At 72.2% G+C, this 25,832-nt stretch carries 22 protein-coding genes; 8 read left to right on the forward strand and 14 right to left on the reverse strand.

Annotated elements, in window-relative coordinates; all coding sequences use genetic code 11:
* Positions 1 to 59: 59 nt before the first annotated feature.
* Positions 60 to 1,517: an aldehyde dehydrogenase family protein gene (locus ACFWU3_RS25085; protein ID WP_384441749.1), complete on the reverse strand. Its 1,458-nt coding sequence runs from the start codon at positions 1,515 to 1,517 to the stop codon at positions 60 to 62.
* 58 nt (positions 1,518 to 1,575) lie between these two features.
* Positions 1,576 to 2,457, reverse strand: a complete 882-nt coding sequence (locus tag ACFWU3_RS25090; RefSeq protein WP_384441752.1) for a helix-turn-helix domain-containing protein — start codon at positions 2,455 to 2,457, stop codon at positions 1,576 to 1,578.
* Between the two features lie 325 nt (positions 2,458 to 2,782).
* Here ACFWU3_RS25090 and ACFWU3_RS25095 point away from each other — a divergent pair, with 325 nt between their 5' ends.
* Positions 2,783 to 3,289: an ATP-binding protein gene (locus ACFWU3_RS25095; RefSeq protein WP_384441755.1), complete on the forward strand. Its 507-nt coding sequence runs from the start codon at positions 2,783 to 2,785 to the stop codon at positions 3,287 to 3,289.
* 178 nt (positions 3,290 to 3,467) lie between these two features.
* Here the strand turns inward: ACFWU3_RS25095 and ACFWU3_RS25100 are convergent, their stop codons facing one another.
* On the reverse strand, positions 3,468 to 3,710 hold the full coding sequence (locus ACFWU3_RS25100) for a DUF397 domain-containing protein (protein ID WP_384441830.1): 243 nt from the start codon (positions 3,708 to 3,710) through the stop codon (positions 3,468 to 3,470).
* Between the two features lie 358 nt (positions 3,711 to 4,068).
* Here ACFWU3_RS25100 and ACFWU3_RS25105 point away from each other — a divergent pair, with 358 nt between their 5' ends.
* Positions 4,069 to 4,545 carry a hypothetical protein gene (locus tag ACFWU3_RS25105; RefSeq protein WP_384441757.1) on the forward strand — a complete coding sequence of 159 codons (477 nt, stop codon included), beginning with the start codon at positions 4,069 to 4,071 and terminating at the stop codon, positions 4,543 to 4,545.
* A gap of 37 nt (positions 4,546 to 4,582) precedes the next feature.
* Here ACFWU3_RS25105 and ACFWU3_RS25110 read toward each other — a convergent pair whose 3' ends face one another.
* Both ACFWU3_RS25110 and ACFWU3_RS25115 read right to left on the reverse strand, forming a co-directional pair.
* Positions 4,583 to 6,670: an FUSC family protein gene (locus tag ACFWU3_RS25110; RefSeq protein WP_384441760.1), complete on the reverse strand. Its 2,088-nt coding sequence runs from the start codon at positions 6,668 to 6,670 to the stop codon at positions 4,583 to 4,585.
* Between the two features lie 425 nt (positions 6,671 to 7,095).
* Positions 7,096 to 8,202: a DUF2786 domain-containing protein gene (locus tag ACFWU3_RS25115; protein WP_384441833.1), complete on the reverse strand. Its 1,107-nt coding sequence runs from the start codon at positions 8,200 to 8,202 to the stop codon at positions 7,096 to 7,098.
* A 167-nt stretch (positions 8,203 to 8,369) separates the two neighbouring features.
* On the opposite strand from ACFWU3_RS25115, the gene ACFWU3_RS25120 reads away from it, so the two are divergent.
* Positions 8,370 to 9,107, forward strand: a complete 738-nt coding sequence (locus ACFWU3_RS25120; protein ID WP_384441763.1) for an ABC transporter ATP-binding protein — start codon at positions 8,370 to 8,372, stop codon at positions 9,105 to 9,107.
* Positions 9,101 to 11,203, forward strand: coding sequence for an FtsX-like permease family protein (locus tag ACFWU3_RS25125; RefSeq protein ID WP_384441766.1), 2,103 nt, complete (start codon positions 9,101 to 9,103; stop codon positions 11,201 to 11,203). Before ACFWU3_RS25120 ends, ACFWU3_RS25125 begins: the two co-directional genes overlap by 7 nt.
* Positions 11,204 to 11,249: 46 nt before the next feature.
* On the opposite strand, the gene ACFWU3_RS25130 is transcribed toward ACFWU3_RS25125, so the two are convergent.
* Complete coding sequence (locus ACFWU3_RS25130; RefSeq protein WP_384441769.1) at positions 11,250 to 11,762, reverse strand: hypothetical protein; 513 nt, start codon at positions 11,760 to 11,762, stop codon at positions 11,250 to 11,252.
* A 277-nt stretch (positions 11,763 to 12,039) separates the two neighbouring features.
* Positions 12,040 to 12,672 carry a lipoprotein gene (locus ACFWU3_RS25135; protein ID WP_384441772.1) on the reverse strand — a complete coding sequence of 211 codons (633 nt, stop codon included), beginning with the start codon at positions 12,670 to 12,672 and terminating at the stop codon, positions 12,040 to 12,042.
* A 117-nt stretch (positions 12,673 to 12,789) separates the two neighbouring features.
* On the opposite strand from ACFWU3_RS25135, the gene ACFWU3_RS25140 reads away from it, so the two are divergent.
* Positions 12,790 to 13,359, forward strand: coding sequence for a sugar O-acetyltransferase (locus tag ACFWU3_RS25140; RefSeq protein WP_384441775.1), 570 nt, complete (start codon positions 12,790 to 12,792; stop codon positions 13,357 to 13,359).
* On the opposite strand, the gene ACFWU3_RS25145 is transcribed toward ACFWU3_RS25140, so the two are convergent.
* The gene (locus ACFWU3_RS25145) at positions 13,349 to 14,257 is read right to left on the reverse strand and encodes an NADP-dependent oxidoreductase (protein ID WP_384441778.1); all 909 of its coding nucleotides are present in this window, start codon (positions 14,255 to 14,257) and stop codon (positions 13,349 to 13,351) included. The genes ACFWU3_RS25140 and ACFWU3_RS25145 overlap by 11 nt on opposite strands.
* Positions 14,258 to 14,383: 126 nt before the next feature.
* On the opposite strand from ACFWU3_RS25145, the gene ACFWU3_RS25150 reads away from it, so the two are divergent.
* Positions 14,384 to 15,649 carry a LuxR C-terminal-related transcriptional regulator gene (locus ACFWU3_RS25150; protein WP_384441781.1) on the forward strand — a complete coding sequence of 422 codons (1,266 nt, stop codon included), beginning with the start codon at positions 14,384 to 14,386 and terminating at the stop codon, positions 15,647 to 15,649.
* A 536-nt stretch (positions 15,650 to 16,185) separates the two neighbouring features.
* On the forward strand, positions 16,186 to 17,871 hold the full coding sequence (locus ACFWU3_RS25155) for a bifunctional 3'-5' exonuclease/DNA polymerase (protein ID WP_384441784.1): 1,686 nt from the start codon (positions 16,186 to 16,188) through the stop codon (positions 17,869 to 17,871).
* A 75-nt stretch (positions 17,872 to 17,946) separates the two neighbouring features.
* Here the strand turns inward: ACFWU3_RS25155 and ACFWU3_RS25160 are convergent, their stop codons facing one another.
* Positions 17,947 to 19,206, reverse strand: a complete 1,260-nt coding sequence (locus ACFWU3_RS25160) for a hypothetical protein (protein ID WP_384441787.1) — start codon at positions 19,204 to 19,206, stop codon at positions 17,947 to 17,949.
* Between the two features lie 125 nt (positions 19,207 to 19,331).
* Positions 19,332 to 19,844, reverse strand: coding sequence for a SigE family RNA polymerase sigma factor (locus ACFWU3_RS25165; protein WP_384441790.1), 513 nt, complete (start codon positions 19,842 to 19,844; stop codon positions 19,332 to 19,334).
* 167 nt (positions 19,845 to 20,011) lie between these two features.
* Here ACFWU3_RS25165 and ACFWU3_RS25170 point away from each other — a divergent pair, with 167 nt between their 5' ends.
* Positions 20,012 to 20,740, forward strand: a complete 729-nt coding sequence (locus ACFWU3_RS25170; protein WP_384441793.1) for a hypothetical protein — start codon at positions 20,012 to 20,014, stop codon at positions 20,738 to 20,740.
* Here ACFWU3_RS25170 and ACFWU3_RS25175 read toward each other — a convergent pair.
* The 4 genes from ACFWU3_RS25175 to ACFWU3_RS25190 all read right to left on the reverse strand — a co-directional run bounded on the left by ACFWU3_RS25175 (position 20,717) and on the right by ACFWU3_RS25190 (position 25,758).
* Positions 20,717 to 21,778: a hypothetical protein gene (locus tag ACFWU3_RS25175; protein WP_384441796.1), complete on the reverse strand. Its 1,062-nt coding sequence runs from the start codon at positions 21,776 to 21,778 to the stop codon at positions 20,717 to 20,719. The two genes, ACFWU3_RS25170 and ACFWU3_RS25175, sit on opposite strands and share 24 nt — an antisense overlap.
* Positions 21,779 to 22,159 (reverse strand): hypothetical protein, encoded by a 381-nt coding sequence (locus ACFWU3_RS25180; protein ID WP_384441799.1) that lies wholly within the window; start codon positions 22,157 to 22,159, stop codon positions 21,779 to 21,781.
* Positions 22,160 to 22,360: 201 nt separating this feature from the next.
* Positions 22,361 to 23,374, reverse strand: a complete 1,014-nt coding sequence (locus tag ACFWU3_RS25185; protein WP_327680453.1) for a ribonucleotide-diphosphate reductase subunit beta — start codon at positions 23,372 to 23,374, stop codon at positions 22,361 to 22,363.
* Positions 23,374 to 25,758: a ribonucleoside-diphosphate reductase subunit alpha gene (locus ACFWU3_RS25190; protein ID WP_384441802.1), complete on the reverse strand. Its 2,385-nt coding sequence runs from the start codon at positions 25,756 to 25,758 to the stop codon at positions 23,374 to 23,376. Before ACFWU3_RS25190 ends, ACFWU3_RS25185 begins: the two co-directional genes overlap by 1 nt.
* Positions 25,759 to 25,832: the final 74 nt, after the last annotated feature.

Genomic DNA, 25,832 nt, shown 5'->3' on the forward strand with positions numbered 1-25,832 from the left:
CACCCGGCCGGGAGTACGCGACCCGCGCCCGGGCACGTACCGCCAGGCGCTGTCCGGGCCTAGAACGGGAAGCGCGAGCGCCCGTGCTGCACCGAGATCCACTTCTGGGTGGTGAACGCCTCGATCATCGACTCGCCGTTCAGCCGTCCGCTGCCGGAGTGCTTCTCGCCGCCGAACGGCACGATCGGCTCGTCGTGCACGGTGCCGTCATTGATGTGGATCATGCCGGTCTCGATGCGCTTGGCGATCCGTACACCCCGCTCGATGTCCGCGGTGTGCACGGCGCCCGACAGCCCGTACGGGGTGTCGTTGGCGATCCTGACCGCCTCGTCCTCCCCGTCGAACGGCACGATCAGCGCCACCGGGCCGAAGATCTCCTGGCCCAGGATCGGTGAGTCGGTCGCGATGCCCGTGAGCACGGACGGCGAGACCAGATTGCCCTCGGCGCCGCCGTGCAGCAGGGCGGTCGCCCCGGCCTCGACCGTCTGGTCGACGAGCGCCGTCACCGCGTCGGCCTGCTGGGAGTTGATGAGCGGACCGATGTGCGTCGTCGGGTCCGACGGGTCACCGACCTTCAGCGTGCGCACCTTGGCGACGAACTTCTCGGTGAACTCCTTCTCCACCGAGCGGTCCACCAGCACCCGGTTAGCGGCCATGCAGACCTGGCCCTGGTGCACGTAACGGCTGAAGACCGCCGCGTCGACCGCGTAGTCGATGTCCGCGTCGTCGAGCACGATCAGCGCGCTGTTGCCGCCGAGTTCGAGGATGGCGCGCTTGAAACTGGCCGCGCAGACAGTGGCGACATGACGCCCCACCTTGTCGGAACCGGTGAAGGAGATGGCCCTCGGCACCGGGTGCTCGAGGAGCGCGTCACCGATCTCGGCTATGTCGGTGATGACGACGTTCAGCACGCCGGGCGGCAGACCCGCGTCCTCGAAGAGCTTGCCCACCAGCGAGCCGCCGCAGATCGGCGTGTTCTGGTGGGGCTTGAGGACCACCGCGTTGCCCAGTGCGAGGGCGGGGGCGACCGACTTGATCGACAGCAGGAAGGGGAAGTTGAAGGGGCTGATCACACCGACGACACCGACCGGGAGGCGGTAGACGCGGTTCTCCTTGCCGTCGACCGGCGAGGGGAGGATCCGGCCCTCGGGCCGCAGCGCCAGCTGCATCGCCTCGCGCAGGAACTCCTTGGCGAGGTGGAGTTCGAAGGCCGCCTTGACATGGGTGCCGCCGAGCTCGGCGATGATCGTCTCGGTGATCTCCTGCTCACGGTCCTCGATGACGCGCAGCGCCTTCTCGAACACCGTCCGCCGGGCATAGGGGTTGGTCTCGGCCCAGGCAACCTGCGCGCGCTCGGCCGCGCGATAGGCCTGGTCGACCTCGACGGCGGTGGCGACGGGTATCGAGGCGAGCTTCTCGCCGTCGTACGGATTGAAGTCGATGATGTCCCAGGAGCCGCTGCCAGGCCTCCACTCGCCATCGATGTACTGGTGGGCCAGCTCGGTGAAGAAGGACATGTGATCCGATTCCCATCGCAGAAGCAGATGCCTGACGTCACGTCATCGTACTGTCGTTTCAGATCAGTTGGAGTAGACCACGCAGAACGTCACGGCTCTCGGCCGAATCCGGGCTGTCCTCCTGCAGACGCTTCATGACCCGCTCGTACTGGGCGACTTCCTCGCGCTTGTCGAGATAGAGGGCGCTGGTGAGCTGCTCCAGATAGACGATGTCCGACAGGTCCGACTCCGGGAACCGCAGCAGGGTGAACGCACCGCTCTCACCCGCGTGCCCGCCGAAGCTGAACGGCATCACCTGAAGGGTGACGTTCGGGTTCTCGGAGATCTCGATCAGATGCCTCAACTGCCCCTGCATGACCTCACGGTCGCCGTACGGCCGGCGCAGCGCCGCCTCGTCGAGCACCGCGTGCAGATGCGGGGCGCGCTCCGAGACGAGCACCTTCTGGCGCTCCAGGCGCAGGGCCACCCGGCGGTCGATCTCCGCCCGCGGGGCGTTCGGGATGCCTCGGGCGACGACGGCGTGGGCGTACGCCTCGGTCTGCAGCAGGCCGTGGACGAACTGGACCTCGTAGATCCGGATGTGCGAGGCCGCGCCCTCCAGTCCCACATATGTCTGGAACCAGCCGGGCAGCACGTCGCCGTAACTGTGCCACCACCCGGCGACGTTGGCCTCCTTGGCGAGGCCGAGCAGGGGTCCGCGTTCGGCTTCGTCGGCGACTCCGTAGAGCGTGAGCAGGTCCTCGACGTCCCTGGCCTTGAAGCTCACCCGTCCCAACTCCATGCGGCTGATCTTTGACTCCGATGCGCGGATCGAGTAGCCGGCTGCTTCGCGGGTGATGCCGCGCGATTCGCGCAGCCTCCTCAGCTGCGAGCCCAACAGGATGCGCCGCACCACGGAACCGCCACCTGGCCCTTCGGCCCACGACTCACCTGCGGTCACGACTCCAGCCCTCCCCATCCATCGCCGTTCATCGCGTTCCGTCCCTTACAGCCTGGAGCACCCCCGAACTCCAAGTGCCGGATTCTGCCACCAAAACGCTTCAGCCCGTACTCATTCGATTACGGAAATGAGAAGCCCTTGGGAAGGCCGTGGGAGAGATCCGTGGAAGATATGGTCAAGAAACGGCACGGGGTCGGACAGGTCCGGCGCGTGCACGTGCATCTGCCCTTGCATCTGCCGTACGCATTCGGAACCATGGTCCTCGCGCACCTGCGTGCTCGTTCGTGTTGAAGCGTCACAGCCGCGATTCCCGGGAGTGCCTCGCATGGGGACGAATGGATCGACCATGCTCGAGCCGTTACGGCAGGGGCTTCCCCCTTTCGATCCCGCGGCAGTCTCCAGCAGCGCCTCGTGCTCCCTGCCCGCCCGCTACGAAGCGGTGCGCGGCGCACGCCAGTTCACGAGGACGACGCTCGGGCAGTGGGAGCTGGCCGACCGTTTCGACGATGTCGCGCTGGTCGTCTCCGAACTCGTCACCAACGCCCTGCGGCACGCCCTGCCCGACGAGGCGCCGCGTGAGGCCCAGAACCCGCCGGTACGGCTGCACTTGATGCGCTGGACGAGCCGGCTGGTGTGTGCGGTGCGCGACCCCAGCCACGAGGGCCCCGGCGCGCGCGCCGGCGACGACGCCTCGTTCCCCGATCCCTGCGGCGCGGCCGAGTCCGGCCGCGGCCTCTTCCTGGTGGACTCCTTCAGCGACAGCTGGGGCTGGCACCCGCTCGCCGGATCCCTGCACGGCAAGGTCGTGTGGGCGCTGTTCCGGCTGGGGTGAGACGAGCGGACCCGCGAGACCGGGGGCGGACCCGCATCGGGGGGCGGGCCCGCCCCTCTTCGCTGTGACACACCGGGCCGTTTGCCGTGACGCACCGGGCCGCCCGCTCATGGAGTGCGCACCGGGGCGAGGTGCCGTAGCGGTCGTCGCAGGCCCGACAAGATCGCCCGGACAGGGGCTAGGCGGGCGCGATCAGGTGGTCGAACTCGCCGTCCTTCACACCGAGAAGCAACGCTTCTATCTCGGCGGGCGTATAGACGAGTGCGGGTCCGTCGGGGTGCCGTGAGTTGCGCATCGCCACATCTCCCCCGGGCAGCTTGGCGAACTCGACACAGGAACCCTGTGAGTTGCTGTGCCTGCTCTTCTGCCAGACGACCTCGCGGAGCTCCGTGGCCGCCATGCCGTTGTACGCGTGGTGCACGTGTCGCTCCCGGGGTACAAGGTGCATGTGTCAACTGTCCCGGATCATAGCTCTGTTCATATGCACTTGCATGAGCGCCCGCACGGGCAGATGCACGTGCACGCGGGGTGGCGCTTCGGTTACAGCTCCGAGGACGTCCTCCCCCGGGTCGAGGGCCTCGTCCACCGCGTGCACAAGGAAGAGACGCAATCCGCGCCCTTCCGGCTCCGGCGAATGGCCGCCGGTCTCATGAGGTGTGCGTCACGCGTCCGCCGAGGCGGGACCACGGCCGCGCGCTCCCGCCTGGATTGCCGCCGGGAGCACGGCAGTTGTCCCTGGTAGCTTGGCGCGGTCCTGCAATCGACAAGGGGGAAGTCAAGTGCACCAGCGTGTACGCATGTCGATGGCCGCCGCCGGCCTCGTCGCCGCAGCAGCTCTCGTACTGACCGGATGCGGCAGCGACGACGGCGGCGACTCGGGCGACAAGACGTCGTCCAGCGCGCCGACACCGTCGGGCGGCGGCGACAAGCCGAGCGGTGACATCGAAGGCGCGTGGACGGGCAAGACCGACGGCAAGTCCGTCGACCTCGCCGTCACCGGCAAGAAGGCGGTCCTGGTGGCGGACGGACGCGCCTGCACCGGCGACCTGGCGGACATGGGCGGTGAGCCGATGCTGTCGCTCAAGTGCTCCGACGGCAACACCGACCGGACGATGGGATCGATCGAGTCCAACGACGGCAAGACCCTCGTCATCGCGTGGGACGCCGGCAAGAAGGACACGCTCACCAAGTCGGCGAGCGGCAAGCTGCCCGAGGGGCTGCCCAGCACGCTCCCCACGGGGATTCCGACTCCCTGATTACCCGGGCCACCGCCACGGGCCGCGTTCCCCGACCTCACCGGTCACGGGTTCGCGGTCCGGCCCCTCCTCGTACCCCCTCGTCGTCCGGTTCCAGGGCCTCGGTCAGATCGTCCAGCGCCTCCGCCACCAGCCCGGCGCCGGTGCGCAGGACCGTGTCGGGTGCGCTCTCGCGGTCCCAGTGGTCGAGGACCTCGTGCACCGCGTCCCACCGAGGGGTCCGGCGCTCGCGTACCGCCGCGGCCGCCCGCCCGGTGTCGCGGCGCAGCGCTTCGGCCAGGTCCGCCGCCGCGGGTACGGGGGCGGCGCCGCTGTCGGGCAGATGCGCCTCCATCAGCAGAGCGCCACGGCCGAGTTGGGAGATCGCCTCCCCTGCTCTCTCCGCGGCGTCGCGGGAGAGCCCCCGGTTCCGCACGGGCTCATGCTCAGCCCTCTTCACCGACTCCCGCCAGGCGATACGGGCGTCGCGCGCGTCGAGCAGGGCCTGACGGATGTCCCCGCCCGCCCGGCCCGCCGGGTCGGCGTAGTGGTCCACGACGGCTGCCGCGTAGTCGCCGTTGGCTTGCAGCCAGTCCGCGAGACGATGACGCAGCCGTGGGGTCTCCCAGGCCGGGTAGACCGCGTACGCGATCATCGCGAGCACTCCGCCCGCGAGGGTGAGCAGAACCCGTTCGGGAACGGTCTGGTTCCAGTCCTCGCCTCCCATGCCCAGCAGCAGGACGACATAGGCGGAGATGAAGACGCTGGAGGCGACGTATCCGGTGCCCAGGACGAGGAAGACGCAGAAGGCGCACAGGACGGCGAGACCACCGGAGAGATAGGTGTCCGGGCCGGCGCCCTGGACGACGGCCGTGGCCGCGCCGACCCCGACCAGCGTGCCGCCGAACCGGGCGACGGAACGGGCGTACGTCTGCGAGAAGTCCGGGCGCATCACCATCACGCAGGTCATCGGCGCCCAGTAGCCGTGTCCGAGAGGCAGCGCGGTGCCGACGACGTAGCCGACCGCCGTGACGGCCGAGACCCGGCAGGCATGGCGCAGGACCGGGGAGTCCCGGTGGAGTTCTTCGCGCAGGATGCGCAGCGATCCCGGGACGAGCCGGATCAGCGGCGGGCGGTCGCGGTGCGGGCCCTCGGTGGTGCCGGCGCCGCGGGCCGTCTCCGCCACGTCGTCGAGCAGGGCGGCGAGCCGATGGGCTCCGCGGCGTGCGGGGCCGGTGAGAACGGCAGCGGTGTCCGGGGTCTTGAGCGCGGCCACCGCGGAAGGGGGCAGCCGCAGCGGCTTGTTGTGGCGGACGGCTCGGGCGGCCTCGGTGAGTACGGAGGCGGCGGCGGAGAGGAGTTCGCGCACCCGGTCGCGTTCGGGGCCTTCTTCGGGGACCCCGACGGCCGGGTCGGCGAGCGCGGCGAGCACCGGGCGGATCCGCTCGGCGACGCCGCGCATCCCGTGCAGTTCGGCCGGCCGGCGCCGGGCCTGGCGACGGGTGACGGCGGCGGCCCGGCGGGCCTGCATGAGTGGGGCGGGGTCGAAGGGGGCGGTCGGGTCGTGGCGCAGCCGCCGTGCGTAGTCGGCCTCGGCGACGAGGGCGTCGGCGAGCGCGTCGCGCTGGGCGCCCCAGCGGCGTACCGGCAGCAGGACGACGAGCGCGGCCTGGACGAATCCGCCGGCCGCGATCACGGCGGCGTGGCCCGCGGCGGCCGCGACGGACGTCGGGAGGGTGACCGTGACCAGCATGATCGCGACGTTGGAGGTGGCGATGATGCCGACGGTGGGGCCGAGCGCCCAGGCAAGCCCGGCGAGGAAGGTCCACAGCGCGAGCATCGCGAGGAAGACCACGAGGTGGAAGGCGGTGAGGTAGCCGATGAAGGTGGACACGGCGAGACTCGCGCCGGACGCGAGGGCGAGCACCGGGCGGGGACGCCAGCTGCGCTGATAGGTGGCGATGGCTGCCTGGAAGGCTCCGAAAGCCGCGCTGACGGCGACGACGGTCCCGAAGAGGGAGAGCGCACCCGCGACGACGAGGGCGAGTCCGAGTGCGCCCCGCAGCGCGACGAGGGGCTCGAGGCGCTTCCGTTCGAGGGTGAGCCCGGAGCGCGCGGTCTCCTTCAGGGCCCGGAGCCAGGACATGGGGCGAGGGTATCGGCACGACGGGATAATGCGGACGATTCGGGCGGGCTCGGGGCGGCATGGCCGAGGCGGCCGGCGGGGCGGCGTGGTCCTGCGTGTGCCTGGCGGCCGCGGATGTCGGCGGTCCTCGTTGCGCCCGGCGGCCGCGGGTGTCGGCGGTGCGGCGGGTGTCAGCGGTGCGACGGGACCTGCGCGGTCCTCGTTGCGCCCGGCCGGCCGGCGGCCGTCAGCGGTGCCGCCGCATCTGCGCGGTCCTCGTTGCGCCACGTGCCCGGCGGCCGCGGGAATCAGCGGTGCGGCGGGACCTGCGGGACCTGCACGCTCCTCGTTGCCCCCGGCCAGGCCGATCCTGCCTGCGTCCTGCCTGCGTCTCACGCCGCACGACCGACGCCGCACCCACCCTGCCCCCGGTCCGCCTCGCGACGTCACGGCCGCAGTTGTCCTCGCTCCCGCGACACCTGCGCCCGGTCCGCCGCCGCCCTGCCGTCGAGCCAGCCCGCCTCGTCCGTCACACCCCGCACCCGTGTCGTCGTCGTCCGCGGGAACATCTCCTCCGTCCGGCCCGCCACCGCCACGTCGCGGGAGGCCAGAACCGGCAGCAGGTCCTCCGGGGCGGCCACGCTCTCGGTGGCCGCGGCGAGGCGTTCGCCGACGCGGCTCGCGTAGGACATCAGGAAGGACTGCCGGAACGTCTTCGTACGCTTCCGCCCGCCCGCCCGCTGGGAGGCCTCCGCGCGGGTCATCGCCGCGTGACCCTGGACCAACAGCGAGGTGTGGAGCAGCTCGACCGACTCCAGGTCGCTCTCGAAGCCGACGACCGTGGAGAAGCCGAACGCGCCGTTCCAGACGGCCCGGCAGCGGTTCGCCGTGGCCACCGCGTCCAGCAGGATCGCCTTCGCCGTCTCGTAAGGGGCGTCCACCCCGATACGGCAGGCGGTCGGAGCGTCCTTCGCATGGGTGCGGTGCGACACGGCGGCCTCGTCCACGCTGTGACGCGCCATCAGCTCCTGGGCCTTGGCGGTGAGCGCCTCCGCCTCCTCCGGGAAGCCCGTGGCCTCCGCCTTGGCGAGGAGGGCGCGGATACGGCCGAGCATCCGCGGCTCGTGCGGCGAGGGCGGCGCCGTGAAGGGGGTGCCCGGCACCGGGCCGACCGCCTCGATCGCGGGCAGCCCGACCAGCAGGCGGTAGAGCTCCAGCGCCGCCGTGGCGTAGGAGAAGCGGTCCGCGCGCCACTCGGGGCCCGCGAGCTCCGCGAGCTGTGCGGACCAGCGCGGGGGGAGGCGGTCGTAGCGGTGCGACTCCCCGGCGATGAGCCCGGACACCAGCCGCACGTGGTGCTCGTCGAGGTCGCGACGGACCAGCCGTACGACATCGGCCGGCTGCCAGCCGCGCTCCCAGGCACGCCGGACGAACTCCTCGCCGCGGCGGGTCAGTTCACCGTCCGCTCCGGGGTCGGCGGCGAGCAGCGACGCACCCGTGTCCAGCCCCGCGTCCCCCTGTGCGTACAGGGCGGCCGCGAACGCCTCGTCCACCGTGCCCACCGGTCCGCCTCCTTCGTCTCCCGTCGGCGTCCCCGCCGTCCGTGTCCTCGCCGGCGTCTCCGCCCTGCTCACCGATGATCCCAGGTAGGGCAGGCACTACCTCCGGGACGCCCCTCAGTGGTCGTGAACCCCGGCCCGCGCCCCGGAAGCCTGGACGCATGACGACGACCTCTTCCGGCGCGGCCGTACGGCTGACCGCCCTGCGCCGCGTCCACCGCGATGTGACCGCTCTCGACGGTGTGGACCTCGCGTTTCCCGCCGGCTCCTTCACCGCTGTCATGGGGCCGTCCGGCTCCGGGAAGTCCACGCTGCTCCAGTGTGCCGCCGGGCTCGACCGGCCGACATCGGGGAGCGTGGAGATCGGCGGCACGGCGCTCGACAAACTGAGCGAGCGACGGCTGACGCTGCTGCGCCGGGAGCGCGTCGGGTTCGTGTTCCAGCAGTTCAACCTCGTTGCGTCGCTGACCGCCGCGCAGAACGTCGCCCTCCCCCTGCGGCTGGCGGGCCGCCGGCCGTCCCGTACGGAGATCGGCGAGGCGTTGCGCCGCGTCGGGCTCGCCGACCGGGCGCGGCACCGGCCCGGGCGGCTGTCCGGCGGCCAGCAGCAGCGGGTGGCGATCGCCCGGGCTCTGATCACCCGGCCCGCCGTGCTCTTCGGCGACGAACCGACCGGCGCGCTGGACACGTCGACCGGCCGCGATGTGCTGCGCCTGCTGCGGGAGGTGACCGACCGGGACGGCCGGACCGTGGTGATGGTCACCCATGACCCGGTGGCCGCCTCGTACGCGGACCGGGTCGTCTTCCTCGTCGACGGCCGCCTCGCCGGCGAACTGGCCGCGCCGACCGCCGAGCGGGTCGCCGCGCGCATGACGGGACTGGAGGCCGTGGCGTGCTGACCGTCGCGCTGAGCGCCCTGCGCACCCGCTGGGTCTCCTTCGCCGGAAGCTTCGTCGCCCTCGCGCTGGGCGTCGGGCTGCTGGCCACCATGGGCCTGGGGCTCGCCTCGACCGTCGGGGCGCCGGAACAGCCGCCCCGGCGCTTCGCCGCCTCGCCGGTGGTGGTGGCGGGCACGGACACCGTCACCGTCGACGGAGCCGGTCCGAAGAAGCTCGACCGTCCCCACCCTGTGGACCCCGGACTGCTGCGCGATCTGCAAGCGCTGGGCGCGGTGACGGCGGACGGCACCCCGGACGCCGTCGGCATCGACGCCCCCGCGGCCGCCGTCCGGAAGACCGTCGGTGACCGGGCCCGCGTCCTCACCGGCGCCGACCGCCGGCAGGCCGACCCGGAAGCCGAACGGGACGCGGAGGCCCTGACGACCGCCAACGCCCTGCTCGGCACCGCGGGTGGCGTCACCGCCTTCGTCTCGGTCTTCGTCGTCGCATCGACCTTCGCCTTCGCGGTGGCCCTGCGCGCACGGGAGTTCGGGCTGCTCAGGACCACGGGCGCGACACCCGGCCAGATCCGCCGGCTGCTGCTGACCGAGGCCGCCGGGGTCGGCGTGCTCGCGTCCGCCGCGGGGTGCGCGCTCGGCGTGTGGGGGGCGCCACGGCTGGCGGAGGTACTGGTGCGGGGAGACGCCGCGCCACCGTGGTTCGCCATCGGGGACGGGATCGTCTGGCCGTACTGGACGGCGTTCTCGACCGGCCTGCTGGTCGCGCTCTGCGGCGCGTGGGCGGCGTCCCTCCGCGCGGGGCGTATCGGACCCATGGCCGCCCTGCGCGAGTCGGACGTCGACAGCGGCGTACTGACTCCGGTCCGCCGTATCGCGGGGTGCGCGCTGCTTCTCACCGGCGCGGGTCTGCTTGTGTGGACCCTCGCCACCGACCCGTCCGGGTTGCTGAAGCGCAAGACGTACACCACCCAGCCGATGGTCCTCATCACGGCCGTCGCCCTGCTCGCCCCGCTGCTCGTACGTCCGTTGGCGCGGGCGCTGCCACTGCCCGGGGCGACCGGGCTGCTCGTACGGGAGAACACGGCCGCCGCCCTGCGCCGTACGGCCGCCGTCGCCGCACCCGTCCTGGTCACGGTGGGCCTGGCGGGTTCGCTCCTCGGCACGGCGGAGACGGTCACCGCGGCCAGGGCGGCGGAGGCACGCCGGCAGACGTCGGCCCATCTCGTCGTCACAGGCGAGGAGTTGCGGCCTCTGCGGGTGGCGGGAGCGACGGTCTCCGCGAGCGCGTCGACCGCCGTGTTCGTACGGGAGGACGGCGCCGCGCTGATCCGGTCCGACGCCCGCGCGGTCCCGGACCCGGCCGCCTTCGCCCGCGTCGCGCGGCTGCCGGTCGTCGCGGGCGATCCGCGCGACCTCGACGACTCCTCGATCATCGTGAACGAGGAGTGGGAGCGGCACACCGTCGGCGAGCGGGTGACCGTACGGCTCGGCGACGGGCGGCCGGCGTCACTGCGCATCGCGGCGGTCCTGGCGACCGGCACGGGCGACAACGGGGCGTACATCACCGCGGCCAACGCGACCGCGGCACCCATCGACCGCATCGACGTACGGCTGGGGTCAGGCGCCGACCCGGCAGCGGTCCGGGAAGCGCTGCGGGCGAGCGGTGGCGAGGTGCGCTCCGCGGACTCGTGGGCCGCGGCGACGCATCCTCGCACCAGCGCCAGGACCCGGCTCGGGCTGCTGGTGGTCCTCGGCATCGCCGTCCTCTACACGGTGATCGCGCTCGGCAACACCCTGCTGATGGCGACGGCGGTCCGCTCCCGCGAGTTCGGCTCCCTGCGGGCGGCGGGCGCGACGCGGGCGCAGATCCTGCGGGTCGTGGCGGGCGAGTCGCTGCTCGCCGTCGGGATCGGCGCGTTGCTCGGAGCCGCTGTCACCGCGGTGAACCTCGCCGGGCTCGGAGCGGCACTGGCGTCCCTGTCCGCACCCGTCACGGTGACCGTGCCCTGGGGCACGGCCGGTGCCGCGGTCGGTGTGTGCGCGGTCGTCGCCGTGGCGGCGGCGCTGCTGCCCGCGTGGGCGGCAACGCGCCGATGACGCACGGGGCGTGGGGGTGGGGGGACACGTGAGGGCCGACCGCGCTTCACGCCCGGACAGGAACGAGTGCGGTCCTGCGGCGGTGGTACGCGAGCGCCACGTACACCAGCAGCGGGGGCCAGGCGATCAACGGGAGGTAGCAGACCAGAAGAAGGGCGTTCTGCGCCGGTGAGCCGATGGACCCTTGGCCCAACCCGGCGGCGGAGGCGTAGACGGCCCAGCCGAGCACCACGGTCAGCCCGGCCGCCCCCGCCAGCGCGGCGGTCACCGCCGCCGCCGGCCGTACGCGGCGACCGCCCAGCACCGGGACCCGGTCCGGCACGACCTCGCCCCACGACCGCACCAGTCCGAGCGTCAGCAGAGCCAGCGCCTCGGAGACGACGCTCAGCATGACGACATAGACCGTCTGTCCCCAGTCGGGCACGGACTCCTCGGCCACCGGCAGCCCGGCGGCGAGCGCCAGCCGCCACAGACCGGACGGCAGAGTGATCAGCGGTACGGCGTGGGCGGCGACGGCGACGCGGTACGGCACATTCGGCAGAGCTCGGATTTTCGGCATGTGTCGAGCCTCGCCGGGGGACCGGTCCGTCGCGTCGGCGCCGAGGAGAGTCCCGGTCCGCCGCGCGGGGGAGGCCGGGCGGTACCGGAGTCGGGTGCGGGACAAACACGTTGCGCACCGCGACGACGCACCGGGCCCGGGCCGCGCGTGCCTACGCCGAGCACCGGGCCCGTATCGCGCGTCCCTACTCCAACGGCGTTCCCCCGGCCGCCTGTTGCGGTGGCGGGCCCGGAAGCGCGCCCTCCGCCCCGGCAACCCACCCCCGCCCTGGGCCCGTTCAGAACCCGTGCACGCTCTTCTTCGCCAGCTCGTAGGCCGGCAGCATCTGCTCGTGCTCCTCGGTGTCCATCCCGCCCAGGTGCAGCACGACCGGACCCGTCGGGGCGGCAAGGGCGAGCGCTCGTTCCTTCTTCGGGGCATCGAGGGACTCGTCGGTGTTGAGGTAGGTCACCTCGGCCGCCGGGAAGCCGCCCACCGTGGTCTTCGTGTACGCGACGTCCTTCTTGCTCTTGGACTCCTCGGCCACGAAGGCCTCCAGGGCCGCGCGCGGATCCGCGGAACCCTTGTCGCCGGTCCACACCCGCAGGAAGCCGATGTTCCCGGCCGGCTTGGCGTCGATCTCACAGACGAGGGTCACCGGACCGTGCTTCAGCGCACCGAACTCGGCGTCGGTCCTGACCGCTTCCGGCGACCAGCCGGAGGCGAGGTCGAAGACGACGGGCAGCACACACGCCGAGCCCTTGCCTCCGATCGAGCCGCCCTTCGCGACGGTTCCCGCCGGGGCGCCCGCCGTGCGCTTCCCCGTCGCCGTGCTCTTCGCGGCGGCGGCGGGCTCCTTCGGCTCCTGCTCCGCCGCGCATCCCGTCACCACACCCAGCAGCAGCGCTGCCGGGAGCACTCTCGCTCCCACGCGCCGCACCACACCTCGTACCACGAATCCCCACCCCTGGTTCCGTTCGGACCGACATGATCGATCCTAGAGACGCCGTCGGACCGCACGGGATCCGGGAGGCCGAGAGGAGCTGACGTGGGCGAGAACAAGGACCGCATGCTGGCCGGTGAGTGGTACCTCCCTGACGACCCCGAGCTGAAGTCGGACACCGAGCGACGCTTCGCGCTGTGCGCCGCCTACAACGCCAACGGCGGCGCGGTGCCCGCGGACCGGGCGCCGATCCTGGCCGAACTGCTGGGCTCGGTGGGCGAGAACGTGAACATCCGGCCGCCGTTCCAGTGCGACTACGGCTACCACATATCCATCGGAGACCGGACGTTCGTCAACGTCAACGCGGTCTTCCTGGACCCGGCGCCGATCACCGTCGGCGCGGACGTGCAGATCGGCCCGAACGTCCAGCTCCTCACCGCGACCCATGAACTGGACACCGAGCGCCGTCGCGCCGGCTGGGAGAAGGCCGAGCCGGTCACCATCGGCGACAACGTCTGGCTGGGCGGCGGGGTGATCGTCTGCCCCGGTGTGACGATCGGCGAGAACACCGTCGTCGGGGCGGGTTCCGTGGTCACCCGGGACCTCCCGGCCGGGGTGCTCGCCGTCGGCAGCCCGGCTCGGGTGATCCGCGCCCTCACCGACGCTAGGGAGTGATCACGATCTTCCCGGGCGCATGGCCCGTCTCGCTCAGCGTCTGCGCCTTGGCCGCCTCCGCCAGCGGGAAGGTCTCCACGATCGTGACGCGCAGGGTGCCGTCGGCCGCCAGCCGGGCGTGCTCGGCGAGCGCGGGCTCGGGTGTCTCGACGGTGTTCGCGGAGAACGTCACTCCGTAGGTGCCCGCCTCCGGGTCGGCGATCGTGACGACCCGCTCGGCCGTGCCGCCGCGCAGCTCGATCGAGTCGGGCAGCGCGCCCTTGCCGGCCGCGTCGAACACGGCGTCCACACCCCGGGGCGCCACCGCGCGGACCCGTCCGACGAGCCCCTCGCCGTACGCGACCGGGGTCGCGCCGAGACTTCTGACGTAGTCGTGGTTGGCCGGGGACGCCGTGCCGACGACCTCCGCACCGGCCGCCACCGCGAGCTGTACGGCCGTCGCGCCGACCACGCCCGCGGCCCCGTGCACCAGCAGGGTCTCGCCGGACCGCACGCCGAGCAGGGCCAGTACCCGCGCGGCGGTCTCGGTCGCGACGGGCAGCGCGGCCGCGGCCGTCCAGTCGAGACCGGCCGGCTTCGGCGCATAGGACGAGCTCAGGGCGTACTGCGCGTACGCGCCGGTCGCGGCCCACCCCAGGACCTCGTCACCGACCGCCGTGTCCGTGACGCCCTCGCCGACCGCGTCGACGGTCCCGGCGAACTCCGCGCCCGGGGTCGCGGGCAGCGGGGTCGGGAACACCGCCTGCATCCAGCCGTTGCGGATCTTGTGGTCGAGCGGATTGACGCCCGCCGCCGCGACCCGTACCCGCACCTGGCCCGGTCCGGGCTGCGGCTTCGCGGTCTCCACGAGGCGCAGCACCTCGGGTCCGCCGAACTCCTCGAAGACGATCGCTTCCATGTCTGGCTCCTTCCGCCGGAACCAAGCCTTGCTCGCGGGACGGCCGGGCCCGGCCCGCCCTTGGGACGGTTGGACCTGGCCGAAAGGACAGCCGGCCTCGCCGGACCCGGTCGTACGCTGGCACTCATGGAACTCACCGGGTCCGCGTCCGCCGTGCCCGCACTGGCCGCCGCCTACGACGTGGTCCGGCAGCCGCTCGGGCAGATCCTGCCCCGGCTGTCCCGCGCGCTGGGCGGTGTCGTCCCCCATGTGGCCGCGGCCGAACTGTCCACGCACTGCGCGCACTCCCCCTTCAAGACGGCCGGCGACAGCGCGCATGCCGGTCGGATCACCGCTGCCGAACTGCATCCGCTGGCCGCCTCGGTGACCCCGGGCGAGCCCTGGCAGGGCACGGCCCGCATCGGCGGGGCCGATCACCCGGTGCTGGCCGTGACGAGCGACGCGACCCCGCGCGGCGCGCTGCTCGTCCTCGTGCGCGGCGACGACAGCCCGGTGGCGGAGCAGGACTCCGCCGTCGTCCAGGCGATGTGGGACCTGGTGACCAGCCACTTCGACCGGCTCGCCACGGAGGCGGTGCCCGGGCCGCTGGCCCAGTCGCGGGCGGCCGCGGGTGAGCGGGCACGCGTGATCGCCGAGCTGACGGAGGCCCACGCGACCGCGCTGTCCGGACTGCTCGGGGTCCTGCGCAGCCGCGGCCTGGACGATGCCGCGGCCCGCGCGGCGGCCGTCGACCTGGCGGTCAACGCCCTCGTCGATCTGCGCTCGGAGCGCGAACTGGACCAGGCCGTCGCCGAGGAACCCGCGGGTCAGGCATTCGCCCGCCTCGCCGACTCGCTGCGGCCGATGCTCCGCTACAGCCCGGTCCGGCTGGAACTGGGCGCGCCCGACTCGGCACGTCCGCTCGCCAACGACGTGGCCCACGCGGCACGCGCCGTCGTCCGGGCGGTGGTGCTGACCGTGCTGGAACAGGACGGGCTGAGCCGGGTGCACGTCGGCTGGACGCTCACCGAGAACGAGCTGCGCGCGACGGTACGGGACGACGGCCCGGGCAGGATCTCGTCGTGCACGCTCGGACCGCACCGGGTCACCGAGCGCCTGGAGGCGCTGGGCGGCCGGCTGGACATGGACGCCGTACCCGGCTGGGGCACGACGGTCACGGCGACGATCCCGCTGGGGACACCGCAGTCCGCCCCCGAGGACCCGCTGGGCGCGCTCGGGGCGCGGGAGCTGGAGGTGCTGACGCATCTGGCACGGGGGCACCGCAACCGGGCGATCGCGCAGGAGCTGCACATCAGCGAGTCGACGGTGAAGTTCCACGTGGCGAACATCCTGACGAAGCTGGGCGTGGCTTCGCGGGGAGAGGCGTCGGCGCTCTTCCACGCGGTGGCGTAGGACTGTCGGGGGCAACCGCGCCCGGGGGCTCGCGGCGGCCCGAAGGATCTCCAGGGCGGACTGGTCCGGGCGGCGGTCGGTCCGGCGCGCGGTGATGCGAGGGCTTCCACTCGGCGGGCCGGGGGGCCGGTTCGCGCGACGGCCCGCCCCGGGCCGCAGGTCGATCCGGTCCGGGCCACAGGTCGGTCCGGGCCGCAGGTCGATCCGGTCCGGCCCACGGGCCGATCCGGTCCGGCCCACGGGCCGATCCGTTCCGGGCCACGGGCCGATCCGGGTCCGGCCGCTCGGCGGGTCCGGGGGCCGGTTCGCGCGACGGCCCTGTCCGGGCCACAGGTCGATCCGGTCCGGGCCGCAGGTCCATCCGGTCCGGGCCACGGGCCCATCCGGGTCCGGCCGCTCGGCGGGTCCGGGGGCCGGTTCGCGCGACGGCCCTGTCCGGGCCACAGGTCGATCCGGTCCGGGCCACGGGCCGGTCCGGGTCCGGCCGCTCGGCGGGTCCGCCGCCGTTGTCACACCCGGCTGCCACACTCGAATCCATGAGCGACCGATGGGCTCTGGCGGCTGCGGAGGGCGGTGGGGCGCGGCTCGTGCCCCTCGGCCCCGAGGGCCTGCCCGCAGGGCCCGTCGTCACGGAGCCCGACCTCGCCGAGGCCGTCCGATCCCGGCCGGAGGTCGGGCGCTGGGTGTGGCGCTCGACCTCCGACATCTACCCCCGGCTGCTGTCCGCAGGTGTGCGGGTGGAGCGGTGCTACGACATCGAGGACGCGGAGCTGCTGCTGCTCGGCCACGAGGGACGGCTCGGGGAACCCCGTTCGGCGGCGGCCGCCCTGGCCCGGCTGCACAACGGCCCCGTACCTCCCGATCCGCCCCCGCGTGCCGCCGAACCGGGCTCGCAGTCCTCGCTGTTCGAGCCCCAGCCGGTGCCCGTGCCGCTGGAGTCCCTGCTGGAGGTGTACGCCGACCAGCTGCGCCGGCACGACGCCGCCGAGCACCCCGGGCGGATGCGGCTGCTCACCGCCGCCGAGTCGGCGGGCATGCTGGTGGCGGCGGAGATGAACCTCGCGGGGCTGCCGTGGCGGGCCGACGTCCACCGCGGCGTCCTGCATGAACTGCTGGGCGAGCGGTACGCCGGCGGCGGCGAGCCGCGCAGGCTGGCCGAGCTGGCGGACGAGGTGTCGGCCGCGTTCGGCCGACGGGTGCGTCCCGATCTGCCCGCGGATGTCATCAAGGCCTTCGCGCAGGCCGGCATCAGGCTGCGGTCGACGCGCCGCTGGGAACTGGAGGAGATCGACCACCCGGCCGTGAAGCCCCTGATCCAGTACAAGAAGCTGTACCGGATCTGGGTCGCGCACGGCTGGAGCTGGCTCCAGGACTGGGTGCGGGACGGCCGCTTCCGGCCCGGGTACCTGCCGGGCGGGTCCGTCTCCGGCCGCTGGACGACGAACGGCGGCGGCGCCCTGCAGATCCCGAAGGTGATCCGTCGGGCGGTGGTCGCGGACGAGGGCTGGCGGCTCGTCGTCGCGGACGCCGACCAGATGGAGCCGCGGGTGCTGGCGGCCATCTCGCGCGACCCGGGCCTGATGGACGTCGCCGGCCACGACGGCGATCTGTACTCGGTCCTGTCCGACCGCGCCTTCTCCGGCGACCGCGACCACGCCAAAGTGGCCCTCCTGGGCGCGATCTACGGCCAGACGTCGGGAGACGGACTGAAGAACCTGGCGGCCCTGCGGCGCAGATTCCCGCTGGCGGTGGCATACGTCGACGATGCGGCCCGGGCCGGTGAGGAGGGCCGCCTCGTCCGCACCTGGCTCGGCCGTACCAGCCCGCGCGCCGCCGGCGCGGCCGAGGACGACGAGGCGGGCATCCCGCAGGAGACCGCGGAACAGCCGTCCCGGGACGGCGAGTTCACCCCGGGCTACGCCTCGTCGAACGCCCGGGCGCGCGGCCGGTTCACCCGCAACTTCGTGGTCCAGGGCAGCGCGGCGGACTGGGCACTCCTGCTGCTCGCGGCCCTGCGGCAGGCGACCGCGGGCATGCGCGCCGAGCTGGTCTTCTTCCAGCACGACGAGGTGATCGTGCACTGCCCCGCGGAGGAGGCGGAGGCGGTGGCGAAGGCGATCCGCGAGTCGGGCGAGCTGGCGGGGCGGATCGCCTTCGGGCAGACGCCGGTGCGGTTCCCGTTCAGCACGGCGGTGGTGGAGTGCTACGCGGACGCGAAATAGCGCCTCACCGCGGCCCCGAGCCGACGAACCGGTGGCCGGAGGACCGGTGGCCGGAGGACCGGTGGCCGGCGGCAGCTACTTGAGCGTCTGCCACACCTCGTTGGTCGCGATCGCGGACAGCTGGTCCCTGGTGAACGGGGGCGCCGCGAGCACAGGCGGCTTGTGCGGATACTCCGCGTTGTAGGACGTGACCGTCACCCGCAGGCCCTTCGCGGTCACGGTCTCGGCCGTCCACCCCACCGTGCCCGCCTGCTTGCCGGCCTCGTCCCGGTCGACGGCCTTGCCGCCGTCCGCCGTGCCGTGGCCCAGCCGCACGCGGAGGAAGGTCTTGGTGTTCGTCTCCTTGTCGCGCGCGATCACATAACCTTCGTCGCCGCCCCCGCCCTGGCCGACCGCTTCGTGCCCGGCAGGCACCAGGCCGCTGAGCGTCTCGAAGACCTCCCAGCTGTTCTGGACAGGACGCGGGCTGCTGAACGCCTCGGCGTTCATGACGCCGTACTTGGTGAACGCTCCCTCCACGCTCGCCGCCAGCTCGTCCAGTTGGAGGGGGGTCAGCGGGGGCTCGTTCCGGGTGGGCGTACCCGTCGGGGAGGGCGCGTTGTACTCGACCGCCTGAAGCAGAAAGCCGTCCGACGAGATCCGGGTGGACTTCCATACCTTCACCCCGGCGGAACCGCCGCCCACGTGGCCCTGCTCCCTCTTCTCACCGAGGGCATTCACCTTGCACAGGGAAGCGGGCTTGGCCTTCGGGCACTTCAGCGACTGCCGGACCTTCGGATCCTTGGGGTCGACCCGCCGGGCGGAGATGGAGACGAGCGAGGCCCCGTAGCTGTCGTCGTAGACGAGCGAGGCGTCGGCCGCACCGGGACCGCCCATGTTGGAGGTGCCCCGCTGCTTGCTGAACTCCCCTTTCGGGAGGACCGGGAGACTGATCTCGAGCAGCTTGATCATCTGGTCGGCGTGGGCCTGCATGAAGGACGTGGGGTCCTCCTTCGGGCCGCTTGCGCCGGAGGGGCCCGGGTTGCGGGACGCGCCGTCCCGCGGTGCCGAGGAGTGCGTCCGGGTCGGCGTCGCATCGGCCACCGACGCGCTGTCGTCCCCGGATCCGCCGGTGACGTAGGCCCCGACCGTTCCCAGCGCGGCCAGCGTCAGCACCCCTCCGGTCAGGACGGTGGCACGGCGGCGGGCGACCTTGCGGCGGCCCCGGAGCGCCCCCGCCGTGAGGAGACCCCGCCCGTCGGCGACGAACGTGCCGCCGGTGCGCCGCATGACCTCGCCGAGGTCGTTCTCGAAGCGGATGTCGGGGGTGTCTTCGGTGTCGTTCTCGAGGGGCATGGCGGTTCACCATCTCCAGTCGGCGCCGGTGGGCCGGAGTTGAGGGAGGTCTTGGCTGGTACGGATACGGCGGTGGGATCGTGACGGCGGACGGACTGCCCGGCCGGGGCTTCGGCGGCGAGGCCTCAGGTGGCGGCGACGAGTTCGGCGAGACTGCCGCCGAGCTGGGCCCGTAGCCGTGCGAGCGCCCGCGACGCCCGGGTCCGTACGGCCGCCGAGCTGACGTTCATGGCGTCAGCCGTCTCCTCGATGCTGCGGTCCTCCCAGTAGCGGAGCACCACCACGGCCCGGTCCTTCGGCGGCAGTTGTCCGAGCGCCTGGAGCAGCGCCAGCCGCAGCAGTGGATCACTTCCGGTGATGACCGGGACGTCGGGCAGATCAGCCACCGGCCGTTCGTCCGCGGACCGCCTGCGCCGGTAGGTGAGGAAGGTCCGCACCAGCACCGTCTGGGCGTACGCGGCGGGGTTGTCCACCTGGGAGATCCGGCCCCACTTCAGGTACATCCGGCCCAGCGTCTCCTGCACCAGATCCTCGGCGAGGTAGGTGTCACCACTGGTGAGAAGGCATGCGGAACGAAACAGACGCCCTGTCAGCCCGCCTGCGAACTCCATGAACCCGTCCTCGCGGGACTGTCTCATGCCTCCCCGTCCCCCCTGTTTCCCACCGCGACCGAAGGGCTCCGGCCCTCCACCCCGTCGACGCGCCACCCTGGGCGAAATGTTGCACCGCCTGTTTCGTCGCCCGCCGCCTGCCTTCGCCCGCCTGCCCTTCAGTACTCTTTCAGCGCATCACGGGAGGGGGGCTGATGGACCGGGTGCGCATAGCCTTCGGGCTTCTGGTGGTCGTCATCGGCACCGTCTGGCTCCTGGGCGGCGGCACCGCCCTGCGCTCCGGTGGCCGGCGGCTCCTCGTCGTCCTTCCGTACGCGCTGATCGCGTTCGGCCTGCTCCTGGTGTTGCGAGCGGCGTTGCCACGGGGTCTGCTGACCGCCCCGCTAGCACTGATCGCCGGCGGTGGCCTGTGGGCCGCCTACGACCTCGGCTACCTGGGCGGGGCCGCCGGCAGCAGGATCCTCCCCGGGCTGGTGATCGCGGCGGGCGCGGTGGTGGCACTCGCGGGCGGCGGCGGCCGGGGGCGTCCCGGGCGGGCGGGGGACGATGTACCGCTGCGCAGCTACCGGAGCGTGCTGTGGCCGGTGCGTGTGAAGGTGGCGGGAGCGCCGGAGCTGCGGAAGGTGGGCGTGGGCTCGTACTTCGGGGACGCCCGGATCGATCTCGCCGGCGCCGCCTTCGCGAGCGACCCGAGCGGGCAGACACGTCACGCCCTCCAAGTCGATGTGACCGTGCTGTTCGGACGGGTGGAACTCCTTCTGGACGCACGGTGCGTCGTGGTGAAGGGAAACGTGGAGAGCAGCCCGGCCGTGCACTTCGCCGAGCAGGTGCCGGTCCATGTGACACCTCCGGCGGGCACGGCACGGCACATCGTGCTCAACGTCCTGGGCGTCGGAGGGTCAGTTGCCGTCCGTCGTGGGTGAGCCGGCCGGGGGTACTTCGGGGTGCTTGAAGGCTCGGCCCCCGAGGCCCGGCTCCGCACGGAGCGGAAGCGTGGAGCCGGGCTGGAGGAACTCCGTGATGCTCAGGTTGAGTTCGTGCTGCTCCTGCGCGGTCTCCCCCGGGTCGTAGTGCATCGCCGCCGCCAGGTCGAAGCGGTGCACGTCGAAGACCGTGGCGAGCAGCCGCCCATGACCGTGCGACGCGGCGATCGCACCCCGATAGGCCAGCACCGATACGGCCGCCGCCGCGAACGGCACCGCGGACCAGACGTCCAGGCGGGCCACCAGCGGGGTGGTGGCCAGTGACAGGAGGGCGAAGGAAATACTCAGGGACGCCGTGGACGTGATGAGTTCGAACTGCCGGGCCAGCGCGGTGTGCAGGCGCTCGGAGATGTACGGGTAGATCCTCGGGAACACCACCATCATGTCCAGGCCGTAGCGGTCACCGGCGAGCCGCTCGCCGCGCTTGAGGACGTTGCCCAGCAGGGTGGGCATCAGATCCGTCTCGGTCCGCCCTCGGGTGTCGTCGGGGTATGCGTCACGGATGCTCACGGCCCGTGCCTGTCTCCGTCCGGCCCGTGACGACCTGCGGTCCTCGCGCGCCATGTCCCGCAGGGTCGCCCCGATTGCGGGCGTCGTCCTTCTCACGGGAGCCTCGGCGACGATCCTCGCGTCGTCCCGGCGCCGGCGATGCCGCTCCTGGGCGGCACGTGACAGCGGAGCCAGCGGCGAGGGGCGGGCCCAGTACCCCTCCAGCAGCTGCACGAGTGCCGTTTCGAAGGGCCGGACGAGAATGCCGCACAGCAGCGCGGCCAGTCCGAAGAGGGCCAGCGCGACGGCGTCCCGCTCCCCCTCCGGGAGAACACGGTCGAACCGCACCGGCCCACTGGAGGAGTACGCACCGGCGCGGATCAGCACCGTCACGGTGGTGACGACCACGGTGGCGGGAAGCACGTTCAGCAGGCTGAAACGTGACCCACCCAGCGCCTTGGTGCTCGCTTCGACCAGTCCGGCGAGCATTCAGGCACCGAACTTCACGAGGGTGTCCGTGCGGCACACCGTGCAATGCCCCGCCGCGTCGGACGACCAGGCGCATTTGACGCAGATGTAGAGGTCGAGTGGGGTCATGGTCTGCAGAGTGCGGGACCCGCCGTCCGCACGGTACCGGGCCCAGTACATCGGCTTTCCGCAGCACGACTTCGCGCTGTTCGTGGAGTCCTTGCGGATCCCGCGCGCGCCTTGTCGGCATGGCGACGCCGAACACACGAAGACATAGGTGCCGTTGGACAGACCACCCGCCGAGCCGGCCCACGGGAAGGACTGCGCGACGAGCACCGACCTGAGCGCCAACAACCGTATCCACAGGGCCGGATACCGGCCCTCGCTCCGCACCCGTGCCACGGCGCCCTCCCCCACCAGCGGTGCCACGAGTATGCCGCGCGGTCCTGGCCGGGGACCAGGTTTTCGCCGCTCGTCCGGCCGGCGGCCGCACCGCCCGGGGGGCGGCCCCCGGGCCGGCGCCCCCCCCCCGCTTTTCCTGGGGGGGCGCGCCGCGACTGGGGCAAGGCGGCCTAATACGAGCCGTCGACCTGCCGGCAGACCCTAGAAGTCGTCGTCGAAGCCGACCGAGCCCTCGACCGCCACCTGGTAGGCGGACGGACGGCGCTCGAAGAAGTTCGTCAGCTCCTGGACACCCTGCAACTCCATGAAGGAGAAGGGGTTCTCCGACCCGTACACCGGCGCGAAGCCCAGCCGGGTGAGCCGCTGGTCGGCGACGCACTGCAGATACTCGCGCATGGACTCGGTGTTCATGCCCGGCAGACCGTCGCCGCACAGGTCACGGCCGAACTGAAGCTCCGCCTCGACCGCCTCCTTCAGCATGTCGGTGACCTGCTGACGCAGGGCGTCGTCGAAAAGCTCCGGCTCCTCCTTGCGGACCGTGTCCACGACCTCGAAGGCGAAGTTCATGTGCATGGTCTCGTCGCGGAACACCCAGTTGGTGCCGGTGGCGAGGCCGTGCAGCAGGCCGCGGGAGCGGAACCAGTAGACGTACGCGAACGCGCCGTAGAAGAACAGCCCCTCGATGCACGCCGCGAAGCAGATCAGGTTCAGCAGGAAGCGCCGGCGGTCGGCCTGCGTCTCCAGCCGCTCGATCTTCTCCACAGAGTCCATCCACCGGAAGCAGAACTGCGCCTTCTCACGGATGGAGGGGATCTCCTCGACCGCGTCGAACGCGGCCGCCCGGTCCTCCGGGTCGGGGAGGTAGGTGTCCAGCAGCGTCAGATAGAACTGGACGTGCACCGCCTCCTCGAACAGCTGACGGCTCAGATACAGCCGCGCCTCGGGGGAGTTGATGTGCTTGTAGAGCGTGAGCACCAGGTTGTTGGAGACGATCGAGTCGCCCGTCGCGAAGAACGCGACCAGCCGGCCGATCATGTGCTGCTCACCGGGGGACAGCTTGGCGAGGTCGGACACGTCGGAGTGGAGGTCGACCTCCTCCACGGTCCAGGTGTTCTTGATCGCGTCACGGTAGCGCTCGTAGAAGTCCGGGTAGCGCATCGGACGCAGGGTCAGCTCGAATCCCGGGTCGAGCAGGTTCTTCTCGGGAGCACTCATTACTGGCAGGCCTCGCAGGACTCGGGGTTCTCCAGGGAGCAGGCGACCGCGTCGGTCTCCGGCGTCGCCTGTACGGGGATGGGGGCCGCGGTCGCGGCTCCGGAGCCGGCCGCACGGGCGATCCGGGTCGCGGGGCGCGAGCGCAGGTAGTACGTCGTCTTCAGGCCCTGCTTCCAGGCGTACGCGTACATCGAGCTGAGCTTCCCGATGGTCGGCGTCTCCAGGAACAGGTTCAGCGACTGCGACTGGTCGAGGAACGGAGTGCGAGCCGCGGCCATGTCGATCAGACCGCGCTGCGGGATCTCCCACGCCGTGCGGTACAGCTCCCGCACATCGGCCGGGATCCAGCTGAAGCCCTGCACGGAACCGCTGGACTCGCGCAGCGCTTCACGGGACTGCGCGTCCCACACGCCGAGCCGCTTCAGCTCCTCCACCAGATACGCGTTGACCTGAAGGAACTCACCGCTGAGCGTCTCGCGCTTGAAGAGGTTGGAGACCTGCGGCTCGATGCACTCGTAGACACCCGCGATGGACGCGATCGTCGCCGTGGGGGCGATGGCGAGGAGCAGCGAGTTGCGCATCCCGGTCGTGGCGATACGTTCCCGCAGGGCGGCCCAGCGCTCGGGCCAGTTGAGCTCGACACCGTAGTGGTCGGGGTGCAGCACACCGCGCGCGGTACGGGTCTTCTCCCAGGCGGGCAGCGGGCCGTTGCGCTCGGCGAGGTCGGCGGACGCCTCGTACGCGGCGAGCATGATGCGCTCGGCGATACGGGTCGACAGGGCGCGGGCTGCTGGGGAGTCGAACGGCAGCCGCAGCTTGAAGAAGACGTCCTGCAGACCCATCGCGCCGAGGCCCACCGGACGCCACTTGGCGTTGGAGCGGCCGGCCTGCTCGGTCGGGTAGAAGTTGATGTCGACGACGCGGTCGAGGAAGGTGACGGCGGTCCGGACGGCCTCGTCCAGGCGCTCCCAGTCGATCCCCTCACCGGACCCGTCCGCCAGGACGAACGCGCCGAGGTTCACCGAGCCGAGGTTGCAGACCGCCGTCTCACCGTCGTCCGTCACCTCCAGGATCTCGGTGCACAGGTTCGACGAGTGCACGGTGTGGCCCGGCTCTGCGGTCTGGTTGGCCGTGCGGTTGGAGGAGTCCTTGAAGGTCATCCAGCCGTTGCCGGTCTGCGCGAGCGTGCGCATCATCCGGCCGTACAGCTCACGCGCGGGCATGGTCTTGCGCGCCAGACCCTTCGCCTCGGCGTCGCGGTACGCCGCGTCGAACGCGTCGCCCCACAGGTCGACGAGCTCGGGCACGTCGGCCGGGGAGAACAGCGACCATGTGGCGTCGGCGTCGACACGGCGCATGAACTCGTCGGGGATCCAGTGCGCGAGATTCAGGTTGTGCGTACGCCGTGCGTCCTCGCCGGTGTTGTCCCGCAGCTCCAGGAACTCCTCGATGTCCGCGTGCCAGGTCTCCAGGTAGACGGCGGCCGCGCCCTTGCGGCGTCCGCCCTGGTTGACCGCCGCGACCGAGGCGTCGAGGGTCTTCAGGAACGGCACGATGCCGTTGGAGTGGCCGTTGGTGCCCCGGATCAGGGAACCGCGGGCCCGGATGCGGGAGTACGACAGACCGATGCCGCCGGCGTGCTTGGAAAGCCGGGCGACCTGGTGGTACCGGTCGTAGATCGAGTCCAGCTCGTCCGCCGGCGAGTCCAACAGATAGCAGGAGGACATCTGCGGGTGGCGGGTGCCGGAGTTGAACAGCGTGGGGGAGGAGGGGAGGTAGTCGAGGCGGCTCATCAGGCCGTAGAGGTCGGCCACCTCGTCCAGCGCGCGCACGCTGTCGTCCTCGGCGAGACCGCAGGCGACGCGCAGCATGAAGTGCTGGGGCGTCTCGATCACCTGACGGGTGATCGGGTGCCGGAGCAGATAGCGGCTGTAGAGGGTGCGCAGGCCGAAGTAGCCGAAACGGTCGTCCGCCTCGGTGTCGATCAGGGCGTCCAGGCGGTCCGCGTGCAGCGTGACGAACGCGGCGGTCCGGTCGGCGATCAGCCCCTCGGTGTGTCCGACCGCGACGGAGGCGGAGAAGGACACCGCGCCCTGGCCCGACGCCTCTTCGGCGATCGTCCGGGTCAACAGGCGGGCGGCGAGCCGGGAGTAGGCGGGGTCCTCGGAGATCAGACCCGCGGCGGCGTCGGTGGCGAGCCCACGGAGCTCGGCCGTGTCCGAACCGGCGTGCCGGCCCCGCAGCGCGGCGGCGGCGACGCGGCCGGGGTCGGTGTCGGGCAGATCGGCGGTGAGGTCGGTCAGGACCCGCAGCAAAGCGGTCCCGGGGCCGTCCTCAAGCTGCTCGGAGATGCCTGCTGCCGGATCGGCTGGCGCGATGGTCACGTGGTGCTCTCCCTCGCTCGGCTCTGGGCCGGCGGGGGACGGGGCCGCCGGGCAGCACGCGCCCAGGGCAGGGC

The organism is Streptomyces sp. NPDC058685 (genome assembly GCF_042714725.1).
Taxonomy (GTDB): Bacteria; Actinomycetota; Actinomycetes; order Streptomycetales; family Streptomycetaceae; genus Streptomyces.

Coding starts and splice junctions, on each gene's coding strand:
- ACFWU3_RS25110 (WP_384441760.1), bottom strand. CDS start 6,670: ATGTCCTGGCTCCGGGCCCTGAAGGAGACCGCGCGCTCCGGGCTCACC.
- ACFWU3_RS25150 (WP_384441781.1), top strand. CDS start 14,384: ATGGAACTCACCGGGTCCGCGTCCGCCGTGCCCGCACTGGCCGCCGCC.
- ACFWU3_RS25120 (WP_384441763.1), top strand. CDS start 8,370: ATGACGACGACCTCTTCCGGCGCGGCCGTACGGCTGACCGCCCTGCGC.
- ACFWU3_RS25095 (WP_384441755.1), top strand. CDS start 2,783: ATGGGGACGAATGGATCGACCATGCTCGAGCCGTTACGGCAGGGGCTT.
- ACFWU3_RS25130 (WP_384441769.1), bottom strand. CDS start 11,762: ATGCCGAAAATCCGAGCTCTGCCGAATGTGCCGTACCGCGTCGCCGTC.
- ACFWU3_RS25155 (WP_384441784.1), top strand. CDS start 16,186: ATGAGCGACCGATGGGCTCTGGCGGCTGCGGAGGGCGGTGGGGCGCGG.
- ACFWU3_RS25175 (WP_384441796.1), bottom strand. CDS start 21,778: ATGCTCGCCGGACTGGTCGAAGCGAGCACCAAGGCGCTGGGTGGGTCA.
- ACFWU3_RS25160 (WP_384441787.1), bottom strand. CDS start 19,206: ATGCCCCTCGAGAACGACACCGAAGACACCCCCGACATCCGCTTCGAG.
- ACFWU3_RS25185 (WP_327680453.1), bottom strand. CDS start 23,374: ATGAGTGCTCCCGAGAAGAACCTGCTCGACCCGGGATTCGAGCTGACC.
- ACFWU3_RS25170 (WP_384441793.1), top strand. CDS start 20,012: ATGGACCGGGTGCGCATAGCCTTCGGGCTTCTGGTGGTCGTCATCGGC.
- ACFWU3_RS25165 (WP_384441790.1), bottom strand. CDS start 19,844: ATGAGACAGTCCCGCGAGGACGGGTTCATGGAGTTCGCAGGCGGGCTG.
- ACFWU3_RS25085 (WP_384441749.1), bottom strand. CDS start 1,517: ATGTCCTTCTTCACCGAGCTGGCCCACCAGTACATCGATGGCGAGTGG.
- ACFWU3_RS25145 (WP_384441778.1), bottom strand. CDS start 14,257: ATGGAAGCGATCGTCTTCGAGGAGTTCGGCGGACCCGAGGTGCTGCGC.